The organism is Alicyclobacillus fastidiosus, assembly GCF_026651875.1.
In the GTDB taxonomy this organism is placed as follows: Bacteria; Bacillota; Bacilli; order Alicyclobacillales; family Alicyclobacillaceae; genus Alicyclobacillus; species Alicyclobacillus fastidiosus.
Map to the genome: position 1 here is coordinate 2383708 of NZ_CP104067.1, position 19436 is coordinate 2403143.

Annotated in this window: 19 protein-coding genes, 1 tRNA gene and 2 pseudogenes; 12 read left to right on the forward strand and 10 right to left on the reverse strand. The window is 53.9% G+C overall.

From position 1 onward, the window contains the following. The first annotated feature begins 108 nt into the window (after nt 1-108). The 4 genes from NZD89_RS11760 to NZD89_RS11775 are packed head-to-tail and all read left to right on the forward strand — an operon-like array spanning nt 109 to nt 3785. Nucleotides 109-1275, forward strand: coding sequence for an MGDG synthase family glycosyltransferase (locus NZD89_RS11760; RefSeq protein WP_268007894.1), 1167 nt, complete (start codon nt 109-111; stop codon nt 1273-1275). Nucleotides 1276-1315: 40 nt separating this feature from the next. Further along, nucleotides 1316-2026 carry a polysaccharide deacetylase family protein gene (locus NZD89_RS11765; RefSeq protein WP_268007895.1) on the forward strand — a complete coding sequence of 237 codons (711 nt, stop codon included), beginning with the start codon at nt 1316-1318 and terminating at the stop codon, nt 2024-2026. After that, complete coding sequence (locus NZD89_RS11770) at nt 2026-2670, forward strand: YkoP family protein (RefSeq protein ID WP_268007896.1); 645 nt, start codon at nt 2026-2028, stop codon at nt 2668-2670. The genes NZD89_RS11765 and NZD89_RS11770 overlap by 1 nt, the downstream gene beginning before the upstream one ends. A 2-nt stretch (nt 2671-2672) precedes the next feature. Beyond that, on the forward strand, nt 2673-3785 hold the full coding sequence (locus tag NZD89_RS11775; protein WP_268007897.1) for an MGDG synthase family glycosyltransferase: 1113 nt from the start codon (nt 2673-2675) through the stop codon (nt 3783-3785). A gap of 72 nt (nt 3786-3857) precedes the next feature. Here NZD89_RS11775 and NZD89_RS11780 read toward each other — a convergent pair whose 3' ends face one another. Next, nucleotides 3858-4337: a flavin reductase family protein gene (locus NZD89_RS11780; RefSeq protein ID WP_268007898.1), complete on the reverse strand. Its 480-nt coding sequence runs from the start codon at nt 4335-4337 to the stop codon at nt 3858-3860. A gap of 380 nt (nt 4338-4717) precedes the next feature. On the opposite strand from NZD89_RS11780, the gene NZD89_RS11785 reads away from it, so the two are divergent. Then, nucleotides 4718-5554, forward strand: coding sequence for a C40 family peptidase (locus NZD89_RS11785; RefSeq protein WP_268007899.1), 837 nt, complete (start codon nt 4718-4720; stop codon nt 5552-5554). Between the two features lie 424 nt (nt 5555-5978). Here NZD89_RS11785 and phoU read toward each other — a convergent pair whose 3' ends face one another. The 4 genes from phoU to NZD89_RS11805 all read right to left on the reverse strand — a co-directional run bounded on the left by phoU (nt 5979) and on the right by NZD89_RS11805 (nt 8581). After that, nucleotides 5979-6635, reverse strand: a complete 657-nt coding sequence (phoU, locus tag NZD89_RS11790; RefSeq protein ID WP_268007900.1) for a phosphate signaling complex protein PhoU — start codon at nt 6633-6635, stop codon at nt 5979-5981. 28 nt (nt 6636-6663) lie between these two features. Further along, nucleotides 6664-7404: a phosphate ABC transporter ATP-binding protein PstB gene (gene pstB, locus NZD89_RS11795; protein WP_268008473.1), complete on the reverse strand. Its 741-nt coding sequence runs from the start codon at nt 7402-7404 to the stop codon at nt 6664-6666. A 239-nt stretch (nt 7405-7643) separates the two neighbouring features. Next, the gene (locus tag NZD89_RS11800; RefSeq protein ID WP_268007901.1) at nt 7644-8186 is read right to left on the reverse strand and encodes a GNAT family N-acetyltransferase; all 543 of its coding nucleotides are present in this window, start codon (nt 8184-8186) and stop codon (nt 7644-7646) included. Nucleotides 8187-8203: 17 nt separating this feature from the next. Beyond that, the gene (locus NZD89_RS11805) at nt 8204-8581 is read right to left on the reverse strand and encodes a cupredoxin domain-containing protein (RefSeq protein ID WP_268007902.1); all 378 of its coding nucleotides are present in this window, start codon (nt 8579-8581) and stop codon (nt 8204-8206) included. A 436-nt stretch (nt 8582-9017) separates the two neighbouring features. Between NZD89_RS11805 and NZD89_RS11810 the strand changes: the two are divergent. From NZD89_RS11810 to NZD89_RS11820, 3 genes and pseudogenes are all read left to right on the forward strand, one after another. Next, nucleotides 9018-9827 (forward strand): annotated as a pseudogene (locus tag NZD89_RS11810) (ATP-grasp domain-containing protein); the annotation flags it as partial. Between the two features lie 2 nt (nt 9828-9829). Continuing rightward, a pseudogene (locus NZD89_RS11815) lies at nt 9830-10260 on the forward strand (LLM class flavin-dependent oxidoreductase); the annotation flags it as partial. A gap of 423 nt (nt 10261-10683) precedes the next feature. Then, entirely contained in the window at nt 10684-12402 is a 1719-nt protein-coding gene (locus tag NZD89_RS11820) for an ABC transporter substrate-binding protein (protein WP_268007903.1), read from the forward strand. 85 nt (nt 12403-12487) lie between these two features. On the opposite strand, the gene NZD89_RS11825 is transcribed toward NZD89_RS11820, so the two are convergent. Beyond that, nucleotides 12488-13300, reverse strand: coding sequence for an SGNH/GDSL hydrolase family protein (locus NZD89_RS11825; protein WP_268007904.1), 813 nt, complete (start codon nt 13298-13300; stop codon nt 12488-12490). Nucleotides 13301-13508: 208 nt separating this feature from the next. Here NZD89_RS11825 and NZD89_RS11830 point away from each other — a divergent pair. From NZD89_RS11830 to NZD89_RS11845, 4 genes are all read left to right on the forward strand, one after another. Further along, nucleotides 13509-13595, forward strand: a tRNA-Leu gene (locus NZD89_RS11830). A gap of 193 nt (nt 13596-13788) precedes the next feature. Next, nucleotides 13789-14124 carry a hypothetical protein gene (locus NZD89_RS11835; protein WP_268007905.1) on the forward strand — a complete coding sequence of 112 codons (336 nt, stop codon included), beginning with the start codon at nt 13789-13791 and terminating at the stop codon, nt 14122-14124. 169 nt (nt 14125-14293) lie between these two features. Beyond that, complete coding sequence (dapF, locus tag NZD89_RS11840; RefSeq protein ID WP_284285389.1) at nt 14294-15166, forward strand: diaminopimelate epimerase; 873 nt, start codon at nt 14294-14296, stop codon at nt 15164-15166. A gap of 44 nt (nt 15167-15210) precedes the next feature. Then, nucleotides 15211-15924, forward strand: coding sequence for an NUDIX domain-containing protein (locus NZD89_RS11845; RefSeq protein ID WP_268007906.1), 714 nt, complete (start codon nt 15211-15213; stop codon nt 15922-15924). Here the strand turns inward: NZD89_RS11845 and NZD89_RS11850 are convergent. Genes NZD89_RS11850 through NZD89_RS11865 form a run of 4 tightly spaced genes read right to left on the reverse strand, consistent with a single transcriptional unit; the run spans nt 15917 to nt 19403 of the window. Continuing rightward, complete coding sequence (locus NZD89_RS11850) at nt 15917-16264, reverse strand: DMT family transporter (RefSeq protein ID WP_268007907.1); 348 nt, start codon at nt 16262-16264, stop codon at nt 15917-15919. The genes NZD89_RS11845 and NZD89_RS11850 overlap by 8 nt on opposite strands. A gap of 43 nt (nt 16265-16307) precedes the next feature. Next, nucleotides 16308-17225, reverse strand: coding sequence for a glycosyltransferase family 2 protein (locus NZD89_RS11855; protein ID WP_268007908.1), 918 nt, complete (start codon nt 17223-17225; stop codon nt 16308-16310). Nucleotides 17226-17277: 52 nt separating this feature from the next. Continuing rightward, the gene (locus NZD89_RS11860) at nt 17278-18522 is read right to left on the reverse strand and encodes a glycosyltransferase family 39 protein (protein ID WP_268007909.1); all 1245 of its coding nucleotides are present in this window, start codon (nt 18520-18522) and stop codon (nt 17278-17280) included. After that, a complete protein-coding gene (locus tag NZD89_RS11865) occupies nt 18519-19403 on the reverse strand; it encodes an MBL fold metallo-hydrolase (RefSeq protein ID WP_268007910.1) in 885 nt (294 codons plus the stop codon). Before NZD89_RS11865 ends, NZD89_RS11860 begins: the two co-directional genes overlap by 4 nt. Nucleotides 19404-19436 lie beyond the last annotated feature (33 nt).

Here is a 19436-nt window from a genome sequence, read left to right on the forward strand (position 1 = left end):
TTGTGCCGGTGGGGAAAGTTGTCGAAACCCAGAATCAAATCGAGTTGTCCAGTTCCACTCAGGCGTTTACAATACTATGTGTGGAATGTTGCCAAGGGGATGAGACCATTGCACCGCGTTTTGCTCTTAACGGCGTCATTTGGCGCCGGGCACAACCAAGCGGCGTACGCAGTGCAGGAGGCCCTCAAGGAGAGAGGCGCGTCCGCCGAGGTTGTGGACTATGTGAGTCTGTTGAACCCGGCCTTGAGATCATTTGCAAAATTTAGCTTGATCCAGGGCGTTCAAAAGGCACCTGGTCTGTATGGATTGTTTTACAAGTCAATGTCGAGGATAGAGCCAGACTCCCCGTTGCAGCGGTACGTCAATCACATTGGCATTACGCGGATTCAGGATTATATCGACCTGTTTGCGCCAGATGTCATCGCGAGTACCTTTCCGACGCCGATGGGGGTCGTGGGCGAATTGCGGAGACACGGCATCGTCCAAGCGCCAAATGTGTCCATCGTGACGGATTATACGGCGCATCGGCAGTGGTTTCACGAGTACTCCGACCACTATTTCGTCGCCACCGACGAGGTTCGGCGGGACTTGGTGCGCTATGGAGTGGACGAACGGCGAATCGATGTCTTTGGCATTCCGCTCCGCCGGAAGTTTAGTGCCGACGCGGTCGGATTCTTGCGGAGTCACCGCCAAGATCTGATTTTGCAACTCGGTCTGTCGCCGGACATCCCAATTGTCCTTTTAATGGGCGGTGGGAGCGGCGTTCTCGGGGACACGTCCGACTGGGAGACGTTTATTCAGACTTCAGGATTGCAATATCTCATCGTGTGTGGTCAAAATCGTCGCTTGGAACGCAGGTTTGCGCAGCTCGCGAACGATAAAGTGCGAGTGTACGGATTTACGAGCGAGATCGACAGATTGATGGCCGCAGCGGACGTCATCGTCACCAAACCAGGGGGGCTCACGCTGACCGAATCGATGGCGATTGGCCTGCCGATGGTGCTGTTCAAACCGATTCCTGGCCAGGAGGAAATCAACGCCGATTACGCGGTCCGAGCCGGAGTGGCCGTGCGGGCGCAACATGCAGAAGAAGCGCAAGCTTTTCTGCAGAAAATCATGCACCAACCGCACATTCTCCAGGACATGCGGCGCGCGGCGGAGAGAGTCCCGGTGCTTGGGGCGGCGGAAAACATTGCGTCACGCCTGATCGATCTCGCCGGTGGTACCGTCACAAGTCCCTTACAGGCGTTCCCGTCAGAGTTACAAATGACCTAGGCACGGGGAGGCCCTGCCTAGGAGACGAGGGGGCGTCAGCTTGGCTTGGTGGTTGACTGTGATTCTGATTGTACTTATCCTTTTAGTTCTCTATTGCGCGTTTCCGACGGTCTGGACGCGTGGGTTCGGGCGATCGATGCGTACGACTGGGATGGACGGAACGGTATCCTTGACCTTCGACGACGGTCCGAATCCAACTTACACGCCGCGACTGCTCGACGCGTTGAAAGCTCACGATATTCAGGCGACATTCTTTGTACTCAGTGAGCGTGCGTTGCAGTATCGGGACATTGTTGAGCGCATGATAGCTGAGGGACACGATGTGCAGGTGCACGGCAGCCGACACTGGTTTGTCCCGTTTCTGCACCCATTGGCTGCCCGCATGCAGTGCGTTGGAGCAGCTAAGGTATTGGAACAGTCATTTCCCCTGTCCGTTCGCGTGTACCGTCCGACTTGGGGAGCGGCCAATCTGGCATCGCTGTTTGCCGTTTGGCGCCAGCGGATGATTCTCTGCACGTGGAACGTCATGGTGGGGGATTGGCGGGTGACGGAACCGGACGAATTGGTCCGGCGAATTGTTGGCAAGCTACAAAACCAAAGTGTCATCGTGTTGCACGACAGCGACCATACGTTTGGTGCTGAACGCGGAGCGCCGGAACGCGTCGTTCAAGCGATTCCCGGTATCTCGGACGCGGTTAAGTCCCGAGGGCTTCGCTTCGTCAGAATCTGCGATTGTCTGGGGGAGTCATGATGCGAAAGCGTGTGTTGCGGCGCATCTTCGACGTTTGGGAACTCATTTTTCACAAGATATGTCATCTCGAGGACATCGAGCCCGGGGTAGAGCACTTGTTCTACATAACAAGACGCAGGTATCTGGGCCGGATGTTTTCGGTGGACGGCGTCTCTGTCAAGCGGTTCGACCCGGTCGTCGAACTCCACATCAACAATGCGCTCGTCGAGCGCAGGTTGCGCGAGAACGAAAACGTTGTTCGAGCGATGGTCCAACTCATCCGTCAGGCTCGACAATCTCTACCGGCGCTTGCAAACGCCGTTCAAGGAGACAAATATCGCGATGCAGAGGTTTTGTACGGGATTACGTTTATCCATCGCGGCATTGAGCGCCTTGGGTTTCAGACGCTCCCACTCGACGAGAGCAGTCTGATGACTCGGATTACCAAATGGCACTTGAGGAACGTGCTTAAGATGTTGAACCCCCATGCAGACGATATTTTGCGTACGCACAGCAGTATGCTGGAGCCGCGCCTCGTAGTGGCCACCAAAGCTGGCATGATTGCGCGCTATCAGTCTCCCCCTGAAGCAGGGGTGGAGACAGCGGAAGGTTCTGCGGCAGACTATGGTGCCACCTCGGCCTATTCGTTCACAGCTGAGCCATGAGAGTGCTTTTGTTCTATGCGTCGTTCGGGGACGGACATCGTCAAGTGGCACACGCGATTCAAGATGTCCTTCAACAAGAGTATCGCGCGGAAGTCTCGTTAGTAGACCCATTTCGCCAGACGAGCCGTGCGTTGGCCGCGTTCAACGAATGGGTCTACGAAACGCTCACCGCTTATGCGCCCTTTCTATATGGGTGGAGCTATAATTGGACCCGTCGGCTTTCGCCACAGCATGTCTTGTGGAAGTTGTTAGCTACTCTGTCGCGGCGGGCGACATGGGCGAAGGTACTCGCTCACCAGCCTGATATCGTGGTGCAGTTGTTCCCAGATCACGCCCTTGCCAAATACCCACCGACCCTTATTAGCCGCCCCGTCATCGTAACCGCGTTGACCGATTACGCACTACACAGTCGCTGGTTTCACGCGAACGTGGACTTGTACCTCATGCCAACCGACGACATCGTCCTTGAAGCGGCTCGTTTTCAAACGGCAGGAAGTAAAGTCGTCGTCAGTGGAATCCCAATTCGCGACCAATTCAGTGTGTGTCGGCTGGATTCTGATGCGCCGCAGGGCGCCATTGTGATCTCGGCGGGGGGGAGAGGAGTTTTCCCGAATTTATCGTTTGTGCTCACCGCCTTACTTGAGCAGTTCACTGATCGGCACATTGCGGTTTTGTGTGGACGCAACGACAAGATGCGCGAAAAGGTGCAGGAAATCGCCCAATCGGATGGTTCGGGGCGATTGTCGGCTGTGTCATTCACAGACGATGTAGCGTCCTACGTCCAGCGCGCTTCGTTCGTCGTGGCGAAGGCAGGCGGAATTTCCGTTTCCGAGTGCCTGTCGGCGGGTGCGCCGATGCTCTTTTACAAGCCGCAACCGGGTCAGGAGTACCACAATGCCAAAGTGGTTGCCCACTTGGGCGCCGGGCAAATTGCAGAGGGCAGGAGAGAGTTCCTATCTGTGTTGAAGCGATTTAAAGGTGAGTCGCTCGTGGATATGTCAAAGGCGGCTATCGCTATCGCGCATCCAGACGCTGCTGTGAGAGCGGCGAGGGCTATCGTGCAAACGTGGGAGTGGACGACGAGGAAAGAACAGTTGGCTCGGCGTGATCTTTAGAGGCGTCTTGCGGCGCCACGCGAACGAATAAAAGTCCGCCTTATGGGATAAGGCGGACTTTTATGACTCTCATCACTTCGATTGAAATTCCCCGTAGTGACCTGCGTAGTAGAGCAGGGGGCTTCCTTTATCGCTCACCTCTGCATGCACGACTTCACCGATGAGTATGATATGGTCTCCGCCATCTACTTCCCGCGCCAATTTGCATTCCAATTTGACGAGAACCCCATCGAGAAGCGGGCTTCCGAGCGGTCCAAGCCGGTAGCGCACCGAACTCAATTTGTCATCCATCTTGCTGGCAAAATGATTTGACAAATCGCTCTGCTGATCACTGAGGATATTGACCGCGAAAGCCCTTGCGTGACGGGCCAAGTGGAGCGTAGAGGACGATTTATCAATGCACGCTAGCACGTACGGCGGATTGAGAGACAGAGAGCAGAACGCCGATACGGTCAAGCCGGAGAGTTGACCGTCGTGTGCCATCGTTACTACGGTGACGCCGCTGGCAAAATGACCAAGGGCATGTCGGAATGCTGCTGCATCAATTGCCATTGAAATGCCCCTCTCATCAAGTCAAGTTTATCCACAGTCTATTTTATCCTATGAATAATTGCGAGTAAAACATCCTCTGTTACCAGATTTCACTTCTGTTAGTGTATGATTCCGCCATCCCATCAATCTGCATGTTCTATCAATTTTTGATTGATATCGACACGTTTTTCGGGTTATAATCAATCTAGCGCAGCCAAAAAAAGTCCATTCTCTATGCGCTGGAGGCAGGGGACCGCTTCTTTCTGACATAGTCTGCACGATGATCATACATAGAGAAGCTATGGAAAGTATCGGTTAATTCACATATTTGGTGCAGCATGTCGTTCAAGACTATTCGAATCGATAGGTCACCCGGCAGGACGGAAATGGGGCTTGCTTCTGTGCGTTTTAAACTGCTGATGGGTTTATCGTCAACCGCCGTGATAGGTTTATCCCTCTCCACCGTGTACGCCGAAACCGTGCAGTACACCGTTCGAAGTGGGGACTCTCTTTGGGCAATCGCGTCGAAGTATCACACCACGGTTTCATCCATCGAGTCTGTGAACGGGTTGAAATCTGATGTACTCCATCCAGGACAACACCTCGTCGTCAACACAACTACCAGTACCTCCGACACGAAGACAGTGGCCGCTACGACGTCAAAAACCGCAAGTTCGTCCTCCTCGTCGTACACAGTGAAGTCAGGCGATACGCTCTGGTCTATCAGTCAGCGCTACGGAGTCTCTCTGTCGTCTCTTGAGGCATGGAACCACCTTACGTCGAGCAGCATCCTCCATGTGGGCCAGAGGCTCGTCATCAAGGGCGGATCGGCTACGCTTGGAAGTCGCAGCGGTTCCCCGGCGGCCGACTTGACAGACGCGCTTGGGTATCAGGTTGCGCAATACGCCGAACAATTTACGGGTGTTCCGTACGCGTGGGGTGGTACGTCGCCAAGCGGATTTGATTGTTCCGGTTTCGTCCAATATGTATATGCGCATTTTGGAACACTCCTCCCGAGAACCAGTTATAGCCAGTATGGTACGGGTACGAGCGTTTCCGAGTCGAGTCTGTTGCCGGGAGATATTGTCTTCTTTGACACTTACGGCAGTGGCGCTTCTCATGATGGTATATATGTGGGGAATGGTCAGTTTATTAATGCGGCGAGTGTCAAAGTGGAAATCGACAGCTTATCTAGTGACTATTGGGCCTCGCACTACATTGGGGCGCGGCGTCTGTAATGCTTTTGATAAATGAACCCGCACATCGCGCAGAGGTGCGGGTTCATTTATGTTCAAATGGGTTGTGCGGAACGTTAGATGCTTCACACCCAAGCGTTTATCGATAAATAACTCGCAGTGCCCACCACTAATATGACCGACAAGGCCACAGCTGTGCGTTCCGCAAACTGAATCACTCGCTGTAGCGTGACTATCGGGTCCTTTGGGGTGTTTGACTTCACTTGCGTCACGCCCTTTTCGCATCATGATGTATGCTTATAGTGTAACACCAAGATGTGAAGTTCAATCATTTTTCGTTACAGAAATTTGTGAAGCTTATGTCACAGAAACATCGATTGGACGCGGGATATGACGCATTTTGTCGAACGAGTATCCGGTTTGAAGACGGCCTTAGAACGTATAGATATACGCTGACAAACGCCGTTTAATTTAAGTCCGAGCGCTCTCCGGAGATGATATAAATTACGCTTTCTCCGATGTTTGTCGCGTGATCTCCAATTCGTTCGAGGTACCGCCCGCAGAAGGCAAGCGTCATCGCCTGGGAAGTAGCGGACGGCTGAGCGGCACTCAAGTTGAACAGTTGTTCGACGATTCGCCGGTATCGATGGTCCACCTGGTCGTCGAGAGATGCCAGTTGCTTTGCTGCCTCCATATCGTTGTTGACATAGGCGTTGAGCGCTTCGGAAATCATTTGATCGACGATTTTGGCCATCTCCTGAATATCGTCGAGCGGCGCCACGAGTGTCTGCCCGTTCAAGCGGATGGTGGACTTTGCAATGTCTACCGCCAAATCGCCCATTCGCTCCAAGTCCATCGACAGGCGCATACCCGAGACGATTTTGCGCAGATCTGTGGCTACAGGCTGTTGTGTGGCGATGAGACGAATGCACAAATCCTCAATGTCGTGGTCTTGGCGATTGATCTTGATGTCGTTATCGACCACTTCCTTCGCTAAAGCGACGTTGGAACCTTCGAGCGCCGAGACCGCCACTCGAATGGCTTCCTGGATGTCACCGCCCATTCGGAGCAATTTCAACTTGAGTTCCTTCAAAGCGATGTCAAACGACTGTCGTTGTTGCATGCTCATCCCTCCAGCTTGCATGTTGTGGTCACCCGAAGCGTCCCGTGATATAGTCCTCTGTCCGGCTATCGGTCGGTTTCGTGAAGATGGCGGTCGTCTCGCCGTACTCAATCAGTTCCCCTTGTAGGAAAAATGCGGTCTTGTCGGCGATGCGGGCAGCCTGTTGCATGTTATGTGTGACGATCACCACGGTATAATCGTTCTTTAGCTGCTGTACAAGCTCTTCTACGCGCATCGTGGAAATTGGGTCTAGCGCTGAGGCTGGCTCGTCCATGAGGAGGACATCGGGCTCTACGGCCAGCGCGCGAGCGATGCAGAGCCGCTGCTGTTGGCCGCCTGACAGCGCGGTGGCCGGTTTGTTCAGCCGATCCTTTACTTCGTCCCAGAGGGCCGCCATCTGGAGGCTTTGTTCGACGCGCTCTCTCAGTTCTGTCTGGCGTTTTACGCCGCCAAGCCGCAACCCCACAGCGACGTTGTCAAAGATGGACATCGTCGGAAAAGGGTTCGGTTTCTGAAAGACCATCCCTACGACTCGTCGAACGTCCACTGGGTCCAGCGCATAAATGTCTTCGTCACCGAGCCTTACTTGGCCCTGAACTCTCGCATACGGCGCCGTTTCGTGCATCCGATTCAAGCAGCGGATGAACGTGGATTTACCACAGCCGGAGGGCCCGATAATCGCGGTCGCCATTTTAGCTTCCAAGTGAATGTTGATGTCCTTGAGCGTATGTTGCACCCCATACCAGGCGTGTAAATTTTGAATCGTCATGGATTTACCCAACGAACGTCACTCCAATCACTCTCCCGCAACCCTTTAAATTTTACAAACGGTTGAGAGAAATGAACTCGAAGCAAAGTTTAGCTTGGTGGTGTTAAAAATGTGTTTGGCTCAAGTGAAGTTTGTGTAAACGAACAGAAGATTGGGCGTGGTGTGAGCTGAGCCTAACGGTGGGAATGAAGGTGGGCCTGCTGAACGTGCATGACGCACAAGCAGGCCCATGAGGTGAATTACGGTTTCCAGGTGAGGACGTCGTCCGGATCCGCTGGTAATCTACCATAGTGCTGTTTTGCGTGGAAATTGTGAATCTGATCGCATACCACTTGCATTTGTTCGAGAATATCTCGTTCGGACGTGGAGGATGGGCTCCAGTAGTAGATATCCATGGTATAGGACGTTCCATCAGCAGTTTCTCTTGTATAGTCAATGTTCTGTGCTTTTCGAAAGCCGTTCTTAAGGTAGAAATGAACGCGCTTCTCGGTGTCCGGATTTGCATGTGTCGCGGGCTCTACTTCTGCCAATAACGTCTTGCCACGCTGCTTGAAGGCGTTGATGACGCGAGTTCCAATACCGCCTCCGCGAGTTTTGGGATTCACCAAGAGGTAATCGATGAAGATGAATTCCTCAAAATTCGCATAGATAATCAGGTATTCGTCCGTCTGTTCTCGTAGGTACGCGGGATGCTCTTCGAACAATTCCTCCATCTGCGCGGGACTCTTCAACTCGTGCTCCGGAAAATAATTTTCCAGTCGCTCGTACCAGCCATGTTCCATCGCGTTACGCTCCTTACCTACTTGTCTGTGACGATGAATCGCCCTTCAAATTCCGGATGGCTGTCTGCCTTCGGGTCGCTGTACATGACAAATGACCCTGCTTGCCAAGGGGAAAACTCGACATCTGACGTTTCACCCGGTCCGAGCGTGCGCGTGTAGATTCGGTACTCAGGAATTGCAAACTCATGAAGCTCTTTTCCCTTATTCTCGATGTGCAGGTGAACGGGATGGTGCAGGAGCTCCGTGAGTTTGTTCGGGGAAAAACCGTGGTCCGTAATGACGACGGTCACATTCTGGTCTTTTGCCTCCACTGGCGAGGGAAGAGCGACTAGCGCGAAGACGAGGGATGCGCCAATTGCGCAGGCCACCTGGACAGATATTTTGGAACGGCTCATACGTTTCACTCCATCAAGTGATTTACGCACGATACGTTTCCCGGAAAATCACAAAAACATGCATGTTTTTACACGATTCTCGCAGAGGCGACAAAAAATTCTGATAGATGACATCCATCTCTCAAGTTGCACGCATTCGAGAGTAGGTGAGGGGCGACTAGGGGAGTGATGGTGATAGAACGACAATAGAGCCACGGCTTATTCAGCGTGGCTCTACTGTGATGCGAACTCGCGAAATGATTACATTCACAGCTTAACGCACGCTAGTGTGACGTGGGACATCTGTAAGCGCTTTGAATGTGACAATTCCGTGTCGAAGGCGAGAACGGCAAACAGGAATTTGAAATTGTGTCAGTATTCGTCGAACCATTCGTTCGCGTTTCACCATCTGACAAACTTTTACCTACTTTCTTCGTGTAGCGTCGATTTTGAACTCATCTTTCCGCCGATCATCGCCGTGCTGTTGAGCGAGGGCGCTCGGCGCCTAGAGGAACTTCGGGTGCCTTACGAGGAGTGGCATCTGGCGGAGGGACACTTAGACCTCGACGGCACACCGCCTGAGGGGATCTTTTATAGTCGCATGGGCGCGTCCTCGCACACGCGGGATCACCGCTATGCCGCCGAATACACGAGTGCTGTGCTCGCTTGGCTGAGGCGTCACGGACGTGTCGTCGTCAACGGAAGTCGTGCACTGCAACTGCAAGGGAGTAAGGCCCTGCAGTATCTCTCGATGCAAACTGTGGGCATTCGCACGCCGAAGACGGTTGTAGCGGTCGGCAAGGAGCATATTCTCGAAGCGGCGAACAAGTTTTGCGGGAGCCCGTTTATCACGAAGCACAACCGTGCCGGGAAGGGCCTGGGCGTTCAACTGTTTCACGACGTCGGCGCGTTGAATGCCTATGTGAAGGGACCGGATTTTAAGGAACCGGTCGACGGAATCACCTTGGTCCAGGAGTATATTCAGTCACCTGAGTCATATATCACGTGATGTGAGTTTATCGGAGGGAAACTTCTCTATGCCGTGCGCGTGGATACGAGTGAAGGGTTTGAGTTGTGCCCTGCGGATGCGTGTCAAATTGGAGACTTGTTCTGCCCTGTCGGGGAACAGGTCAACAACAAGCCGAAGTTTCAAATGATCGACGGGTTCGCGGAACCGATGATCGGGGAGTACGAGCGGTTTTTGCAAGAAAACGAGATTGATGTCGCGGGTATCGAGTTCATCCGCGATGCAGAAGGCATCATCTATGGCGCTTTACCCTGAACGTGGTGTCCGCTTGGTGGGCCGAAGAGGCTCGTCAATATGGCGGTATTTTTAGTGAACACGACGACAGATACGATCGCACCCGCGAATTTGTCCAAATTATGAAAGGGCTATGGACGCAAACCATCTTTTCATACCATGGGAAATATTATGATATCTCCGATGCCAAACTGACACCCAAGCCTATCCAGCGACCGAACCCCGTGCTGTACGCCGGTGGTGAAAGCGAAAAGGGGAAGGACCTCATCACGTCCGCCTGCGACGCGTATGTCATGCACGGGGGAACCGTGGACGAAATTCGGGTAAAAATCGAAGATATGGCATACCGCGCAAGCAGAAGCACTTGCCACCGCTCCGTTCTTTTGGCATGGCAGCCCAGGCGGAATTGGCCCGCATCACAGACGTCAAGCAAGGCGCTACGTCGCCCCGTGAGCCAAGTGGCGCCTTGAGTTCACCACGTCAGCCATCCAGGGATATATCGAGGTTTGAGGCGACTCGGAACGCTCCGGGTCGCCGATTTTGTGCGACCATCTACCGGATATTCGCGGCTGGACTCGGGACTGAAAACGCTGAATTAAGTGAATTAAATGTAAAATTTATGAATTCCGATATCGGGTGTGTGTTGAAAAATGCAGTCAACTGCTGAAGGACAAGTCATAAAAGCGAGACAATTCGGGAATGTTCTCGTATGGATGAAGTTGTCTTGACGAACGATCTCATATTGCTTAATGTTTTAACTAAACCTTAAATTCCATAGAATGTGATTTAATTTTTCGACAATTCGACGTGATTTAGGGTTTTGGTGCTGAAACAGAAACAGATGTGAATGGGGGAAAATGGAATGACAGCATCGTGGAAGAAAGGTCTCGGGACCGTTGCTTCCATCGGGATGATTGGTGCTCTGTTGGCTGGTTGTGGTACGAACGGCACGACAGGAAACGCATCGACCGGCGGCAACGCATCCGCGACGTCAGGAAAACCAGTCGTAGGTGGTAGCATTACGCTCGATATGAGCCAAGCTGTTCCTGACTTAGATCCAGCAATCGCATTCGACACGACCTCTGCCGAAGTGGACTATGCAGTGTACGAACAGTTGGTTACGTACGACAAGGGTACATACAATATCGTTGGCGACCTTGCGCAGAGTTGGGACGTTTCGCCGGACGGTAAGACGTACACGTTCCATCTCCGTAAAGGCGTTAAATTCTCGAATGGAGACCCGCTTAAGGCAAGCGATTTCGTCTTCGAACTAGAGCGTTTGCTCGACAAGAATTTGCAACCTAAGCCGTCTCCGGGCAGCCAGTTCTTCATGGACATTACGGGCGCGCAGGCGTACTACAACGGCCAAGCCAAAACCATCAGCGGCGTCAGCACACCTGACGACTACACGTTGGTGATTCACCTAGATAAGCCAGAACAGTTCTTCCTCAAGATCTTGGCCATGCCATTCCTGTCGGCGGTCGATCCGACGTACGTCAAGCAAGTCGGAAACGCCGCAATGGACACCACCAACGCGATGGGCACTGGTCCTTTTGAGTTGCAGACGAACAACCAGAACCAAGTTGTCTTGGTGAAGAACCCGCACTATTGGAAGAAGGATTCGAACGGAACGCAACTGCCGTACCTGGACAAAGTGACCATCAACGTGAACAATAATGGTCAGCTCGCTGCGATGCATTGGGAACAAGGTCAAACCGCGTTCATGAGCCCGTGGCTCGAGGGTGGCGACGGAATCCCGAGCTCCCAGTACCCAACCATCATGAATTCGCCGAAGTACAAGAATCTCGTGATGAAGCAGGACATGAATGCGGTTTTCTACTACGGTTTGAACACGGCGCCTACTATCGACGGCAAGGCCAATCCGCTGAGCAACGTGAATGTGCGTAAGGCCATTGAGTACGGGTTTGACGACAGTCAAATCGTGAAGTTGAATAACGGTGCCGTGAAGGGCTTGAATCAGCCGCTTCCAGATTCAATGGAAGGGTATGTGAAGAATCTAGCTCCGTCGGCACAATATAGCTACAATGTCGCCAAGGCAAAACAGTTGTTGGCGAAAGCCGGCTACGCGAATGGATTTACCATGGATCTCTGGAATGAAAACACAGAGGGTGCGCAGAAGCAGGACCAAGCTTTCCAAGCGATGATGAAGCAAATTGGCATCACCGTCAACTTGCATGAAGTGACGTGGAAAGACTTCTTGTCCAAGTCGATGTCTGGCACTGCGCAAGCGTTTGGAAGCGGTTGGAACCAAGATTATCCAGATGCATCCGACTTCTTGAACACGCTGTTCAACTCGAATCAAATTCCGCAAAATAATATGGACAACTACTCCAACCCGCAAGTGGATCAGTGGTTGAACCAGGCCGAGTATTCGACGAATCAACAACAGCGTGATCAACTCTATGGCAAGGTCATCAACCAAGTCATGTCCGATGCGGTTTGGGTACCGCTGTACCAAAACGTTGGTTACTATTGCGTACAGCCTTGGGTCCATGGCTTCTACACCAGTCCTGTGATGTATGACCCATTTGCAACGATTTGGGTTGACCCAGGCCACTAATCTGAACGTGAAACGCGGGGGAGTCTCCGTGCGCGAATTTGCGCACAGACTCCCCTCGTTTTTCATTTCGGAGCAGTGCGGTGGCTCATTGTGGAACTTGAAAACCAAGTCGCTGGGGCCCAAACGATGTTGCCCAATTCTCTACGAACAACTGAGCGGCTAACTCGTGCCCGAGGGCGTTCGGGTGCCACGCGTCACCCATATAAGGGACGTACGTTTGATGGTGTATTTGTAAATACGCTTTCATCTGTGTGAACACGTCGAACACGTGGACATTCGGACTGTGAAAGCCTTTCGCGACGTCGACTTCGGCCCTGAAGAGGCGAGCCTGACCTGCGCGGTACGTAGTATACGACGCGCGCGTAACTGGGGATGTGACGAGAATGACACTGGTTCGATGAGCGAGAGCTGTCGCGATTTCCCAGCGTACTTCGCGCCGGACGTCCGAGAGGGAGGTCTTTTTCGCCAGGTCGTTGAGTCCGCCCCAAGCCAGCACGACCAAGTCAGGGTGGTACTTGTCCAGCCACTGAGGATAGGTGTTTCGGACGCTGCGAAGCGTACTTCCTGGGACGGCCCTGTTGACCACGTGGAAGTCGGTATCGCTGACCTCAGCGATCGCCTGAAACGCGCGTTCGAGGTACCCACCACCGTGGATACGGTCGTCTTTCCAACCTCGTGCGACAGATGAGCCGACAATCAGTACATCTGTTTTCCCACCCGCAGTTGGGCCAGAGGCTGCTTGGGTAATCGGTGCCGTTGCGGTGGTGACCGCCTGATGGGCTGTACTACCCTGAGTTGTACGGCTGACGTTTGTGTGCAGGTTTTGTGCAAACGCTACGCTGCCGAGGACGCTGGCGCAAAGACAGGTGATGGCGAGCGTGGTATGACTTCTTCTCATGGGAACCCCCTGTGTACGTCTGTGTTGCAATGTGTGGGTATTTTTTCCTCTTGTTCACGGAACATGTGCGTCATCTTTAGGAGGTGAGTACGAGTGGGTATTTGGTCAGGTTGCCTCGAAATTTGTGTTGCAATTTTCACTCGGCATTTGTATACTGAAGCACGTCGGAAGAAGTTCATGGGGTTCCATGAATCTGCGGCATTTTCATGCGGTCGTGGCGGAATTGGCAGACGCGCAAGATTCAGGTTCTTGTGGGGGCAACCCCGTGGAGGTTCAAGTCCTCTCGACCGCACCATAATACATACGGCTGTCTTGATATCGCATCCTAGCTAGGGATGGATATCAAGACAGCCGTTTTTTGTTCGTGAACGGCCTGCACAGGCCTGCACATAGATGACCTTTGTTAGACGGACACAGCTTGTTATTCACCGCAGGCATGGAGAAGTATGATAGCGTCGTCAATACAGATTCCGGATGGAGGATGGAGAATGGAGCATCAAGGGGTAATGGAACAGGTACTGAAGAACTACGAACTGGCAAATGACGCACTCATGCATACGTGGGGAAGGCTCGATGAAGTGGATATCGATGCTCTGTTACAAAAGCAACAGGAACGACTCAGGCAAATTGCACAACGGGCGTACGGTGATGGATTGTGTGACGACGCGCAGTCCGAGCTGTTGCTGCATACCACGGAGCGACTTGCAAGTGCCAACCAACACTTGTGTGAGCACTGGGAGGCGATTCCGTTTGGTGAGCGGCGGGACCTTCTCCAAAAACAGTGGAATCGGATTCAGCAATTGCGCAATCAACTGACACATTGACCCGGTCGGAGAGACTGCCGAGTTGGCGCGACGGGAATCTTCGCAAAGTCTTGGAACATTTTCGCCCGTCGCCTTATAATAGACAAAAACGATGCACGTGTGCACAATCCGCCAGGGTTCGCGGCGTGCATCCACAACCAGTTTTAAAGAAACAGGAGGCGGGTCACGCTTGAAGTTCACGAAGATGCAGGCGCTGGGGAACAACTACATCTATGTTTCTTTGTACGAGACGACATTGCCCGAAGTTTCGCTTCCGGAACTTTCAAGACTGGTGAGCGACGTTCGTCGGGGGATTGGCTCCGACGGTCTGATTACCATCGAAGAGAGCCGGTGTGCGGACGTCCGCATGCGTATCTTTAACGCCGATGGCTCCGAGGCGGAGTCGTGCGGAAATGGCCTTCGATGCGTCGCCAAGTACGTCTACGAGCATCGACTCGTAAACACCTCTGTGTTTTCCATCGAAACCAAGGCTGGCGTCGTTGAGGCGCAGGTCCACGTCAGACCGGACGGCAGTGTGAAGCAGGTCACGGTCGACATGGGCGAGCCGCGATTCGGGGCGGGCAGTATTCGGTACGCGGGCAACCGAATGATTGGGGATGACGAAGTCGTGTTGGAAGTCGGCACGCAACAACTTCAGGGCACGATTGTCAACGTCGGCAATCCCCATTTTGTGACAATGGTTGATCAAGTAGACGACGACTACGTGCGAGCGATTGGACCACTGGTTGAGTCGCACGAAGACTTTCCTGAGCGGATCAATGCGGAATTCGTGTCCGTCTTGAACCGAAACGAAATCGATTTTCGCGTGTATGAGCGCGGCTCAGGCGTGACGTTTGCATGTGGGACCGGGGCCTGCGCGAGCGTCGCGGCAGTCGTTCGCAAGGGCCTGGTGGACAAGCGGGTTACCGTGCATTTACTAGGTGGGGATTTGGAGATTGGAATCCGCGACGACGGGCATGTGCTCATGACCGGCGAAGCGGTCACCGTCGCCGAGGGCACGTTTGCATGGCCGTCCCCGGAGCCATCTCTTGTGACGTTGTGAAGGATGCAGGTAAGAATTTGAATCGGGATAGGGGAGATGTGCGCGTGCATACGGACGAACAAGCGCAGTCGCGCCCGATACGCCCGGCGGCCACGCTGATTGCGCTGCGCGATCACTCGGACGAAATGGAAGTATTGGTGGTGCGTCGGTCCAAGTCCATGCGCACGTTTCCTGGCCATGTTGCATTTCCTGGCGGCGGCGTTGAGCCTGCCGACCAGGCGTGCATCGGGTTGTGTACCATCGGGTGGCCGAGAGCTGCCATTCGGGCGGATGACGACGTGTTTGCTGTTGCGGCCCTTCGTGAAACGGCTGAGGAAATCGGGTGGCTCGGCGCTGTCGCCCATCCGGAAGGGTACGCTCCGGACACGGCGGCAGCCGTCCAGGAAATTCAGTCCGCGCTCCTGCAGGAAGAGCGGACACTGGCCGAGAGCCTCGTGCAGCGGAATCTCCAACTCAACCTATGCGACGTTCGCTTTGTCGGGCGATGGTTAACGCCACCGGAAGTTAGACTGCCGGTGCGCTTTGATACGCGTTTTTTTGTTACACGAGGAACGATGGAGTGCCGGACGTTTCACGTCCATCAGGGGGAATTGGAATGGGCTGGCTGGAGGCGCCCTCGCGATGTTCTGAACGATATCCGAGTGGGCCGGGAACAGGCGGCGCTGCCAACGCAGACGATGCTCGAAGCATTGGCCGAGGCACCGAGTGTGGATTGGTGCCTCGAACACTTGAACGTTCCACAAGTCCCCCTCACTTAATCGCGACGAGGCTTACACCTGCGAGGATGACCGCGACCCCCACCCAGCGCAACGGTGGGATGTGTTCGTGGAAAATGACAATCGAGACCACGATAGCCAGGACGTAGGCGAGGCTCTGGAGCGGGTACAAAAGGCTCAGCGAAAGTTTGTTAAGCAGAAAAATCCAGATGACGGTGGCCACCACGTAGAGCACAATCCCGCCGATGATCCACGGTGAGAACATGGCGACGATCACGCTTTTGATGTTGGTCAGATCCTTGTTCATAAGCCCAAACTTCCAAAGCGTCTGCCCCGCGACGAGTAGAACGACGTTTGAGAGAATCATGATTACATATAACAACGAGAATCTTCCTTTAGTCCGGCGAAGTTCGTCGGACGTTTCTTTATCCATGATAGTCACTTTGCCTCAGTTCGTATTCGTCGCGATGGTTGCGCACGATGGTGTCTAAGATGAACCCGCAGGTCAGCGAGTTGGTGGCGAGCACCATCAGTCCCACTGCGAGAATCGCTGACGGCATTTTGGCAATTCGTCCGCTTGCGAAGAATTCGGTGATGACCGGAATTCCGACCAAGAGCCCCAAGATGAACAAGACGAGCGCAATGATGCTGAAAAACGCCAGCGGTTTATAGTCTTTGAAGATCCAGAAGACCGTTTTCAACACTCGAATCCCGTCGCTGAACGTGTTGAGTTTGGATTCGCTGCCGGGTGGCCTGTCTCGGTACGCAATAGGGATCTCCACGATGCGAAACCGCTTGTCCAACGCGTGAAGCGTCATTTCCGTTTCAATTTCAAACCCTTCGCTCTTCACAGGCATCGTTTTTGCGAAGCGGCGATTGAAAACGCGGTAGCCGGTCATGATGTCACGCAGTCCGCTGCGGAACAGGCGGTTGATGAGGCCCTTGACAAAGTGGTTGCCGAAGTTGTGAAACGGTCGTTTGTTTTCACTTCCATAAGACCCATCTGAGTGCCTGTCCCCAATGACCATATCTGCCTCGTCGTCGATGACTGGCTGCATGAGGTTGTGGACAAATTCCGCGGGATACGTATCGTCGCCGTCCGCCATGACGTAGACGTCTGCGTCGATGTCGCGAAACATCGAGCGCACGACGTTCCCCTTGCCTTGACGGATTTCTCTCCGAACGACCGCACCAGCCTCGCGTGCGATTTGGGCGGTCTTGTCTTTCGAGTTGTTGTCGTACACGTAAATAGTCGCGTCGGGTAATTCCCGTTGAAAATCTGCAATTACTTTGCCAATCGTCAGTTCCTCGTTGTAACAAGGAAGTAATACTGCAATACGCATGTAAAGCCGTCCTCCACATTTGTCGATCCTGCATCCAACAGGATACCACGCTTTAGGCACCGATAACAGGTTTTCGTCGATTCTTGACGAAAGACACCGCAAAGACCACCAGGTACATCACGCCGACAAAGAAGTACGGCATGACCGGGAACACGTACCGATTGATGGGGATAAACGGCAACTGAACGACGATGAGAAAGAACGTCAGGGCGGTCAACCAACGCAAGTAAGGCTTCCAGATGCCGATGACGAGGCCGATGGCGCCGAGAATGACCCAGACCAGGTGGAGTTTCGCAAAGTAATAGGTCGCCGTCGTGAGCAGCCCCGCATGGGCGCCCAAATGCGACGTAAACCACGGCGTGCCGAACAACAATCCGAGTTTATCAACGGTATACCACTTGAAATAGAGCAACGGCTCGTGGGAGAACCCTTGAACGATGCGATGGATAGCGAGTTGCTCCTGTTGCGTCGACGTGAGGCCATCTGCCAAACTCGTATCCACTTGAAAGTTCGGGTCGGATCCAAACAGCAGAGGATTGCCCATATCTTGGTCTGTCAGGATAAATTGATGCATGGTGATCAGATTTCGTATCCACCACGGCAGCATGATGAGGACGAATACGCCGACGTACCCGCCCCAGTTCACCAACTGCGACGCGATGCGCGGTCGATACTCGCGGCTGAGGAGCAAGATGAGCGGCGCGAAAAGGAGTGGGAGAATCGTCGGCCGTACGAGCGTCGTAACGCCTAACATCGCTCCCGCGAGGACGTAATACCAGAAGGTCGGGCGCCGCAATGCGATGAGGAACGTCCAGGTAAAGGCGAGCAGTGTCGCGATGTAGAGCGTCTCCGTGAGCAGTTGGTCGGCGGCCCAGTTGACCGGTGGATAGATCATCCACAACACGCTGCCTGTGACGCCGGCCCAACGAGGCAGTACGTAGCGCATGATACGGTAGAGGATAAACACGGTGCCGGCGGCAATCAGGTGCTGCAGCGTTTGGGCCACGTGCATCTCGACCTGATGGTTGTGCGATGCCAGGTGGGTGAGTGCGTAGGCGAACGCCAAAAAGAGCGGGTAACCCGGTGTGACCTGTGCGGCGGGACCGTAGCTCCAATAGGAGTAAACGTGTCGAAGAAGTAGGTAGACGGCGGCGTGATCGTAATGGACGGCATCCCCGAACAACTGAACGGGCGTCTTCCACGAACGCAAAATGAAGTAGAGGTGAAACACGAGTGCGATGACGACGAGTACGATGCTTGTCTGCCACTCTCGCCGATTCTTTGGTTCTGCGTTCAAAGGTGTGTACCCTCCTGCGGTGTATGTATGGCGTATCGTATCTGAAAGTCCGGCGCGGCGCAGTGGCGTTTCACCTGGCCGAGGTCAATCAGGCGTGCCAGGTGCGCCTGGATGGTGCGTTTTGCGACCCACAAGGCGGCCCCGAGACCGCGATCTCCATAGATGAGCTCGACGATTTGGTCGGTCGTCTTCGGAGCTTGTTCCAATATTGTCAAGATCTCTTGCTCCCGGGCGAGGCGGTGCTGGCGCAGGGCGCGACTCGCCGACTGTGGCGAAGCGATAGTCGGTCCATGGCCGGGCAAGACGAGGTGCGCGTCGCTCTGCTCGATTTGCACGAGGGCGGCGTAATAGTCGTCCATATGGCCATCAGGCGGACCAATCCAGACAGTGCCCTGTCCAGACATATGATCCCCGACGAACATCAGTTTCTCTCGCTCCATCCAGAGATGGAGGTGTCCGTGCGTGTGACCGGGGGTGTGGCTGATCTCGATGCGCACGTCCCCGACGACGAGGGCGTCCGGCGGGTTTTGAAGCACGTCTGGCGCACACTGCATCGCTTTGGCGGCGCCCGTATGATCCATTGGATGGACGTAGATGGGCCCTGGAAAATGTCCACAAAGAAGGGGGATACCCTGGGTGTGATCGATGTGATAGTGCGTGGCGACATAGGCCAGTACTTCGCAAATTCCTCGCCCTCGCATCCAGTTCGCGAGTTGCTCGATCAGGGCAGGGTCGCCGCTTCCGCAATCGATGACGACGGCCTGCGCCCCCTGGTAGACCACATACGTATTCGTGGATTCGAGCGGTGGTAGTGTCGGTGTTGGCAACTCGACCCGAACCACATGTTCACTGAGCGTCTCGTAGTGCAGTGTTTGCGTCATGATACCACCCCCTGATGTTCCAGATTCATGTTA

Coding starts and splice junctions, on each gene's coding strand:
- NZD89_RS11805 (WP_268007902.1), bottom strand. CDS start 8,581: ATGAGCCGTTCCAAAATATCTGTCCAGGTGGCCTGCGCAATTGGCGCA.
- NZD89_RS11800 (WP_268007901.1), bottom strand. CDS start 8,186: ATGGAACATGGCTGGTACGAGCGACTGGAAAATTATTTTCCGGAGCAC.
- NZD89_RS11770 (WP_268007896.1), top strand. CDS start 2,026: ATGCGAAAGCGTGTGTTGCGGCGCATCTTCGACGTTTGGGAACTCATT.
- pstB (WP_268008473.1), bottom strand. CDS start 7,404: ATGACGATTCAAAATTTACACGCCTGGTATGGGGTGCAACATACGCTC.
- NZD89_RS11780 (WP_268007898.1), bottom strand. CDS start 4,337: ATGGCAATTGATGCAGCAGCATTCCGACATGCCCTTGGTCATTTTGCC.
- NZD89_RS11835 (WP_268007905.1), top strand. CDS start 13,789: ATGGAGCATCAAGGGGTAATGGAACAGGTACTGAAGAACTACGAACTG.
- NZD89_RS11865 (WP_268007910.1), bottom strand. CDS start 19,403: ATGACGCAAACACTGCACTACGAGACGCTCAGTGAACATGTGGTTCGG.
- NZD89_RS11855 (WP_268007908.1), bottom strand. CDS start 17,225: ATGCGTATTGCAGTATTACTTCCTTGTTACAACGAGGAACTGACGATT.
- NZD89_RS11825 (WP_268007904.1), bottom strand. CDS start 13,300: ATGAGAAGAAGTCATACCACGCTCGCCATCACCTGTCTTTGCGCCAGC.
- NZD89_RS11820 (WP_268007903.1), top strand. CDS start 10,684: ATGACAGCATCGTGGAAGAAAGGTCTCGGGACCGTTGCTTCCATCGGG.
- phoU (WP_268007900.1), bottom strand. CDS start 6,635: ATGCAACAACGACAGTCGTTTGACATCGCTTTGAAGGAACTCAAGTTG.